Raw genomic sequence first — 6,938 nt, 5'->3', positions numbered from 1 at the left:
GACCCGGTTCAGCTCGCGCTCGCTCATCATCACCCATCCCATGCCCGCAACCTCTGCCTGTTATCGTTGCGGGCGAGAGTGACATTCCTGAATTGCAGATGGGTGACATTTTAGCTTTGCTGCTACATAATATATTCTTATAATGTGAATTATGTAATTAAATTTGACGAGGTTCGCGATTTGCAAGTTGACCTTAAATCTAAGAGATTTCAGATGCTTAATCACCTAGCCAGATCGACCGTACGGCAGCTCATATGTTAGGCAAGCGCTCTGTTTCAATATCGGCTCACTATGAAGCTCAAATATTCAGCAGCCAGAACACCAAAGCTGCGGCAGCAGGCATCAACCTGTATGTTAGTATCATATTCCCTTTGGTGCCCGAAGCTCCCACGGCCGCTGTGCCCACGATCAGCGCAAGCACAAAGGCTTGTGATGGCCGTTGTGAACCCTCGGGCAGCAGAAAGCTTAAACATAGCCCAATTGCGATTGCCCCGTTATAAGACGCGAAGCTGCGCCCCAGTGAAATTGTCTTGATTACTTCTTCATTCGTCAGGTCGGTCAGTCGTTTGCAAACGCCGGGCCATTTGAACCACTGCAGATATGCGAAGATAAAATGGCCCAGAATAACGGTCAGAAGCGCGAGAAGATAGAGCGACAACATATTAAATTCCTTATAAAAAGATGTTTTGAAAAATTATTCCCTCGTTAAGAAACTCGCGCCGAAGCGCATCATCATGCGGACAAACTGGGTGCGGTTTGCGCAATGTGATTTGGCTAGAATTGATTTTGTTTGAGCATTGATCGTGGCGACGGAGCGCCCTCGCCGATCCGCGATCTCCGGATTGGTCAACCCTTGCCCGATCGCGTTGACAAGTGATGTTTCAGCTGCGGTAAGTTGAAACGCCTGTTGAACCCGATGCGTATCGCAAACAACCGGCAACGTTGTGTCCGTACTGCACAGCAAAAAGCCATCAAAGACTTCGGAGCCCATTTCATCGGATCGGTGGATTGGTGAAACCTCGATGCAAAGCGCATCAAGCGCATGGCTTGTAATGTTTTCCTTGCGGGGTCGCGCGCCGAATTTTCCATGCTGACTTAAATCCGCCATCAGAACATCAAGGCATTTTTGCCCACGGTTGTCGGTGATACGCAGCTGACCGTTTTGGCTGACGCGAAAGGTGCGATAGGTTTCCTGCTGTCGCTGGAACTCCTGATTGCGCGCAACCACCATGCCCCGCGAGTCCAGGATGCAAACGCCAATTGTCAGCCTGTCGAGTGCCGAGAGCACCCCTTGATAGCGTTTCTGGAGCTGGCGCATGGGGATTCCGAGGTCGAGCGCCTTGGCCAGATGCGGCAAGAGATGTGACAGTAAATGCCGCTCTTTGCCTTCCAGTTGATCACGTTCGGCGTTCAATTGCAGGGAAAACAAAGAAATCGAACGATTGTCTTTGTTCATGACGCCCGCCGCACGGTGAAAAATACCCAGCTTCATCAGTTTTCTGACGTGTTCCTGCTGCCTGAGTTCCTCGACAGATCCCGCAAGAAGCGTGTCATCCAGCAGTTCGATGTCGTCATGATCGGTTGTGTGCCGCTGTATGATTGCCTGATCACGCGCCTCCAGATGCTCGCATTTTGACAGATACACCTCCAGAATATCGGATGAGTAGAACCCGGAATGGATGGGAGCCGTCAGTTTCGGATTTCCACCTTCTTCAACCCATTCGAAAACGATACTGCCCTGCGCGCCGACCTGTTCCACCAATTGATCCAGAACGGACGACCACAACCCTTGATTTGCAACAGCATCGTAAACCTTGAGTGTCAGGTCCCGAAGTTCGTTCTGCAAAATAGCCCACCTTCCCCTTGGCATGATTAGCCGAAAATACGCTATCATATCTCTGCCAATGGCCAAAATCATCGCCCATTCTGACGATGCAGCGACTTTTTGGCTGTTTATAACGGCTCGGCATTTTCCTTTCCGGCGCGTGCTGCGCCTTATCCGCCGCCTCACCTACATCTTGAACGCTGGACAGCGCATCTATCTTGAGGCTATTCATGCAAATCCTTGCATTGTGAGCAGCTTATGTCATCTATCCTCGTTCTTAATGGACCAAACCTGAACCTGCTCGGCACCCGCCAACCCGAGGTATATGGGACAACGACTCTGGCAGATATTGAAAATCTATGTGCCGATTGGGCACAGTCTGAAGGCTGCTCGGTGACGTTCGAACAATCAAACCATGAAGGGGTTCTGATTGATCATATTCATGCGGCAAGGGGTGAACACCAGGGCATTATTTTGAATGCCGGCGCCTACACGCATACGTCCATTGCCCTCATGGATGCGATTGCGTCTGTGGAGTTGCCCGCCATTGAGCTACATCTCAGCAATGTGCATGCGCGCGAGGCATTCAGGCATAAATCCTATATTTCCAAGGTCGCCGTAGGGTTGATCTCGGGTTTTGGGGCGCATGGCTACGTTCTGGCGCTGGAGGCGATGAAGCAACACGTTTCACATTAACCACCTGACGTAAGGCATTGGTAAAAAATGAAAACGGCGCCACTAGGGGCGCCGCCTTAAATAGCTTTGGGTCAGAGCTGCTTAGCCCTTGGCCGCTTTCGCAACCTCAGCGGCAAAGTCTTCTTTCACGACCTCGATGCCTTCACCGACCTCAAGCCGGGCAAATCCTGTGATGCTGGCACCCGCTTCTTTGGCGGCATCTGCAACAGTCAGATCAGGATTGACCACGAAGGACTGGTTTAGCAGCGTCACTTCGGACATATATTTTTTCATCCGGCCAACGATCATTTTCTCAATGACCGCTTCCGGTTTGCCGCTCTCGCGGGCGATGTCCATCTGAACCTGTTTCTCTTTTTCCACAACAGCTGGATCAAGGTCATCTTCGGACAGCGAAGCAGGGTTCACCGCCGCGATGTGCATCGCAACCTGTTTGCCAAAACCTTCGTCGCCCCCATTCATCGCAACCAGCACACCGATCTTGCCCATACCGGGCGCAGCGGCGTTGTGCACGTAAGATACAACGGTCTCACCGTCGATGCTCGACATGCGGCGCACGGACATGTTCTCGCCGACGGTCGCGATCTTGTCCGTCACAACGGTTGCAACGGTTTTGCCGCCCATATCCGCTTCTTTGAGGGCCTCAACATCGGCAACGCTCAGCGCGACATCGGCGATACCCGCAACCATTTCCTGGAACTCCGCGTTCTTACCGACGAAATCCGTCTCCGAGTTCACTTCCACTGCGACCCCGTGACCTCCCTGAACCTTGACAGCAACCAGACCTTCAGCAGCCGTACGGCCAGATTTCTTAGCAGCTTTTGCAAGACCTTTTGTGCGTAGCCAATCGACGGCAGCTTCCATGTCGCCGCCATTTTCTGTCAGCGCTTTTTTTGCGTCCATCATGCCTGCGCCGGTGCTGTCGCGCAGCTCTTTGACCATAGATGCAGTAATCGCCATCTCAGGTTCTCCTCTTGAATAATGAAATCATGGGGCAGGTATCCCCTGCCCCAAATGTCATGCGTGTGACACCTGCGGGGTTATGCCTCCGCTGGTGTCTCTTCTGCAGGCGCTTCGGCGACGGTTTCTTCAACCACAGCTTCTTCGACAGGCGCTTCTTCCATCGCGCCCAGATCAACACCCGCGGCACCCAGTTGCGCGGACATGCCGTCAAGAGCAGCGCGTGCCGCCAGATCGCAATAGAGGGCGATGGCGCGGGCGGCGTCGTCGTTGCCCGGGATGATATAGTCAATACCGTCAGGCGAGCAGTTGGTGTCAACCACGGCCACAACCGGGATGCCCAGCTTGTTGGCTTCGGCCACAGCCAGCGCTTCTTTTTTCACGTCGATGACAAAGAGCAGGTCAGGACGACCGCCCATCTCACGGATGCCGCCCAAAGACGCCTGCAACTTGCCCTGGTCACGCTCCATGCCCAGACGTTCTTTCTTGGTCAGGCCGGCAAAACCGACTTCGGCTTGCTCATCGATGGATTTCAGGCGGTTGATCGACTGAGAAACAGTTTGCCAGTTGGTCAGCGTACCGCCAAGCCAGCGGTGGTTCATGTAGTACTGCGCGCATTTTTCGGCGGCGTCTGCTACGGGCTGGGAAGCCTGACGTTTGGTGCCGACAAAGAGAATGCTGCCGCCCTTGGCAACAGTTTCACGGATCACGTTCAGTGCCTGGTCCAGCATGGGAACAGTCTGCGTGAGATCCATGATGTGAATGCCGTTGCGCGCACCATAGATGAACGGACCCATGCGGGGGTTCCAACGCTGTGTCTGGTGGCCGAAGTGTACGCCTGCTTCAAGCAATTGGCGCATGGAGAACTCTGGAAGAGCCATGTCTTTAATACCTTTCCGGTTTTATCCTCGGCGGGGGCATGACAGATTTCTGCCAACCGGCGGACCGATGAGGATGTCTCCCTCAACAAGCCCAAACCCCGCCTGCGGGTTTCAGTGCGCGCCGTATAGGCCAGTCGCCAGCACATCGCAAGGCCTCAATCACGGCTTTCGGTCAAGAAGTGATCGCAAATCGGCTCTGCGCGCTTGTCACTTGTGGAATCCGCATTCTAGTATCGCCGCAACCGCCTCCGAAGAGGGGTGGATGATCCAATGATCAATGACCGGGAGTGACCATGACCATTAATCTTAGAACCGCTGCTCTGGCGGTAGCCTTGACTGTTCCGGCGTCGGCTTATGCAGCCGCGCTTGACCTCAGCCCTGCAGACCCACAGCCCTCTGCGAGCAACCTCAATCCGGGCCTGGCCGTCTCATACGCCTTTCCGGGAGATGTCCGCACCGTGAAGGACGCGCGCAACGCTCTGAAACGCAAAAAGAAGGCCGGGCCACCTCTGGCGGGTCTGTCATACGATGACACTGAAGACGGGGATCTGATACTGACCTCTGGCAAGGCGACAAAGATCGCGGCCGAAATCTCGGGATACATTAAGTTTGATACACCCGGAACTTATGTGCTGGATTTTCTGAACAACGACGGGCTGGAGATCAGCATCGGCGGCCACATCGTGGGTTATTTTGACGAAGTTCACGCCTGCGGTTACGCGGGCGAACAGGAAGTGAATGTGCCCGAAGCCGGATACTACGCTCTTGAGGCAACCTATTTTCAGCGCAAAGGCACGGCCTGCCTGATGATGGAGTGGGGCCCCGATAGTGATGGTCTGGAACTTGTTCCCGACAGTGCATTTTTCCACTGATCCATTGCAGGGGCAAAACAGTGCCCCTGCCCTTCATCCTGTCAGATGCACACTGCGGATTTGCTGCTCGCAGGCGGCGGCCAAGGCCTTTCTGTCCTGAAATTCCGATACTTTCAGCGGCATGTGATAGGTAAGCTTTACCGCGCCATGGCGTGGCGTGGCCAGCATCCACAGGAAATGACTGCCGAAATCCATGTCTCCCCACCAGCCATAAAACCGCGGGTCGGCGTTGTCGGGCGCTTGGTAGGCCACGGTGACAGGCTGTACGGAAAGCACATCCCGCAGTTCTGGTGAAAAAAACGCCGCAAAAAGGCTGGATTTAAACGGCAGCACCCGCTGACCGTCGCTGCTAGTGCCTTCTGGGAAAAACAGCAATTTGTGCCCCGCTTGTAATCTCGATTGCAGCTTAACCGACTGCTCGGCGGCCTTGTTCCGGTTCCTTTCAATGAACAATGTCCCCGTGGCGCGGGCCAGCCAACCGATCCCCGGCCAGGCTGCAACTTCGGATTTGGAGACAAAATAGATGCGTTTGGACGCATTCAGCACGAAGATATCCAGCCAGCTGGAATGATTGGCCACAACAGCCCCCTGCCCGACCATCGGCTGGCCGGAGGCTGAAAATCCAATCCCAATGATGCGCAGCGCGTTGCGGCAGACAAAAACCGTAAGATACGGCGTGACGGGACGCGCCATGCCAAAAAACGGACGTTCGATGGCACGGATCAGCAGCAAGAGGATCAAGCCCCCAAATACCAGAACGGCCAGGGGCAGGCCTCGCAGGAAAACCAAGAGCCAGCCCAGCATGCCAATGCTGCGCGCGGGTGGCGGTCTCTCGCCCTGCCATGTGGTGCTCACCCAATCGGTCCCTGATAGAGCCGCGCCTGCCGTTCATTCATCCGCGCAGTATCGAGGATCAGGCAGACGTCGGTGGTGTTGAAACTATGATCAATGTAGGCGCCTTCGCCAACGAAACCGCCCAAGCGCAGATACGCCTTGATCAGAGCGGGGACCGCCAACATCGCAGCGCGCGTATCCAGCTCGCCTTCAGGTACAACATCCATGTTCTGAAAGGCCGCAGCCTGTGCCCGCACCCGCAAATCTTCAGGTGCCAGATGACGGTGATGCAACAGGGAAAGAGGTTCGGCCAGTTGTGCAATATCCGTGCCATGGAAACTGGCCACGCCAAAAAGCACTTCGATTTCATGTTTGGCAATATATTGCGCCAGACCGTGCCAGAGGTGGTACATCGCCATGCCGCCGCGATAATCGGGATGCAGGCAAGAGCGTCCAAGCTCCAGCAGGCTGCGATCAGAAGCGAGCAAGACCGATAGATCATATTCGTCGGCTGAGTAGAACTGCCCCGCTGCTTCCGCCTGATCGCGTCGCATCACCCGGTAAACGCCAACGACCGCGTCCTGACGGTGGTCCGTGAGCAACAAGTGATCAAAAAACGGGTCGAAACGGTCTTTCTCCAGGCGCTCCTGATGATCGACCAATGCGCCACCGCCGCCCAATTCTTCCACAAAAACGGAATAGCGCAACCTTTGCGCAGCCTGAAGGTCTGCCGCAGTTTCTGCCAACCTGACAGAGAACGGATTTTGCTGCGTTATTGTCATTTTGCAGAGTCTGTCCTCGTTCAGCGCACCTTGGTTGGTGATAGTGATATGCCGATAATTTCGCAACGCGGCACTGTGACCGGTTTACAAT

General features: G+C 54.7%; 8 protein-coding genes. 2 read left to right on the top strand and 6 right to left on the bottom strand.

Annotation, left to right across the window (positions count from 1 at the left end):
* Positions 1-298 precede the first annotated feature (298 nt).
* Together ACOTTU_RS22895 and ACOTTU_RS22890 are read right to left on the bottom strand one after the other, a co-directional pair.
* A complete protein-coding gene (locus ACOTTU_RS22895) occupies positions 299-661 on the bottom strand; it encodes a DUF1304 family protein (protein WP_425661514.1) in 363 nt (120 codons plus the stop codon).
* Positions 662-694: 33 nt separating this feature from the next.
* Positions 695-1,846 (bottom strand): helix-turn-helix transcriptional regulator, encoded by a 1,152-nt coding sequence (locus tag ACOTTU_RS22890; RefSeq protein ID WP_425661512.1) that lies wholly within the window; start codon positions 1,844-1,846, stop codon positions 695-697.
* 237 nt (positions 1,847-2,083) lie between these two features.
* On the opposite strand from ACOTTU_RS22890, the gene aroQ reads away from it, so the two are divergent.
* Positions 2,084-2,521, top strand: a complete 438-nt coding sequence (aroQ, locus tag ACOTTU_RS22885) for a type II 3-dehydroquinate dehydratase (RefSeq protein ID WP_425661510.1) — start codon at positions 2,084-2,086, stop codon at positions 2,519-2,521.
* 81 nt (positions 2,522-2,602) lie between these two features.
* On the opposite strand, the gene tsf is transcribed toward aroQ, so the two are convergent.
* Together tsf and rpsB are read right to left on the bottom strand one after the other, a co-directional pair.
* A complete protein-coding gene (gene tsf, locus ACOTTU_RS22880) occupies positions 2,603-3,478 on the bottom strand; it encodes a translation elongation factor Ts (RefSeq protein ID WP_298921624.1) in 876 nt (291 codons plus the stop codon).
* An 80-nt stretch (positions 3,479-3,558) separates the two neighbouring features.
* Positions 3,559-4,359, bottom strand: a complete 801-nt coding sequence (rpsB, locus tag ACOTTU_RS22875; protein WP_298921622.1) for a 30S ribosomal protein S2 — start codon at positions 4,357-4,359, stop codon at positions 3,559-3,561.
* A gap of 293 nt (positions 4,360-4,652) precedes the next feature.
* Here rpsB and ACOTTU_RS22870 point away from each other — a divergent pair, with 293 nt between their 5' ends.
* On the top strand, positions 4,653-5,231 hold the full coding sequence (locus ACOTTU_RS22870; RefSeq protein WP_425661507.1) for a PA14 domain-containing protein: 579 nt from the start codon (positions 4,653-4,655) through the stop codon (positions 5,229-5,231).
* Positions 5,232-5,264: 33 nt separating this feature from the next.
* Here the strand turns inward: ACOTTU_RS22870 and ACOTTU_RS22865 are convergent, their stop codons facing one another.
* Positions 5,265-6,086, bottom strand: coding sequence for a lysophospholipid acyltransferase family protein (locus tag ACOTTU_RS22865; protein WP_425661505.1), 822 nt, complete (start codon positions 6,084-6,086; stop codon positions 5,265-5,267).
* On the bottom strand, positions 6,083-6,847 hold the full coding sequence (locus ACOTTU_RS22860; protein WP_298921620.1) for a GNAT family N-acetyltransferase: 765 nt from the start codon (positions 6,845-6,847) through the stop codon (positions 6,083-6,085). The genes ACOTTU_RS22865 and ACOTTU_RS22860 overlap by 4 nt, the downstream gene beginning before the upstream one ends.
* Positions 6,848-6,938: the final 91 nt, after the last annotated feature.

Origin of the sequence: Roseobacter sp. EG26, assembly GCF_049830555.1 — a bacterium.
GTDB lineage: Bacteria > Pseudomonadota > Alphaproteobacteria > Rhodobacterales > Rhodobacteraceae > Roseobacter.
This window is presented reverse-complemented; position numbering and strand designations above follow the sequence as displayed.

Coding starts and splice junctions, on each gene's coding strand:
- ACOTTU_RS22895 (WP_425661514.1), bottom strand. CDS start 661: ATGTTGTCGCTCTATCTTCTCGCGCTTCTGACCGTTATTCTGGGCCAT.
- aroQ (WP_425661510.1), top strand. CDS start 2,084: ATGTCATCTATCCTCGTTCTTAATGGACCAAACCTGAACCTGCTCGGC.
- tsf (WP_298921624.1), bottom strand. CDS start 3,478: ATGGCGATTACTGCATCTATGGTCAAAGAGCTGCGCGACAGCACCGGC.
- rpsB (WP_298921622.1), bottom strand. CDS start 4,359: ATGGCTCTTCCAGAGTTCTCCATGCGCCAATTGCTTGAAGCAGGCGTA.
- ACOTTU_RS22870 (WP_425661507.1), top strand. CDS start 4,653: ATGACCATTAATCTTAGAACCGCTGCTCTGGCGGTAGCCTTGACTGTT.
- ACOTTU_RS22860 (WP_298921620.1), bottom strand. CDS start 6,847: ATGACAATAACGCAGCAAAATCCGTTCTCTGTCAGGTTGGCAGAAACT.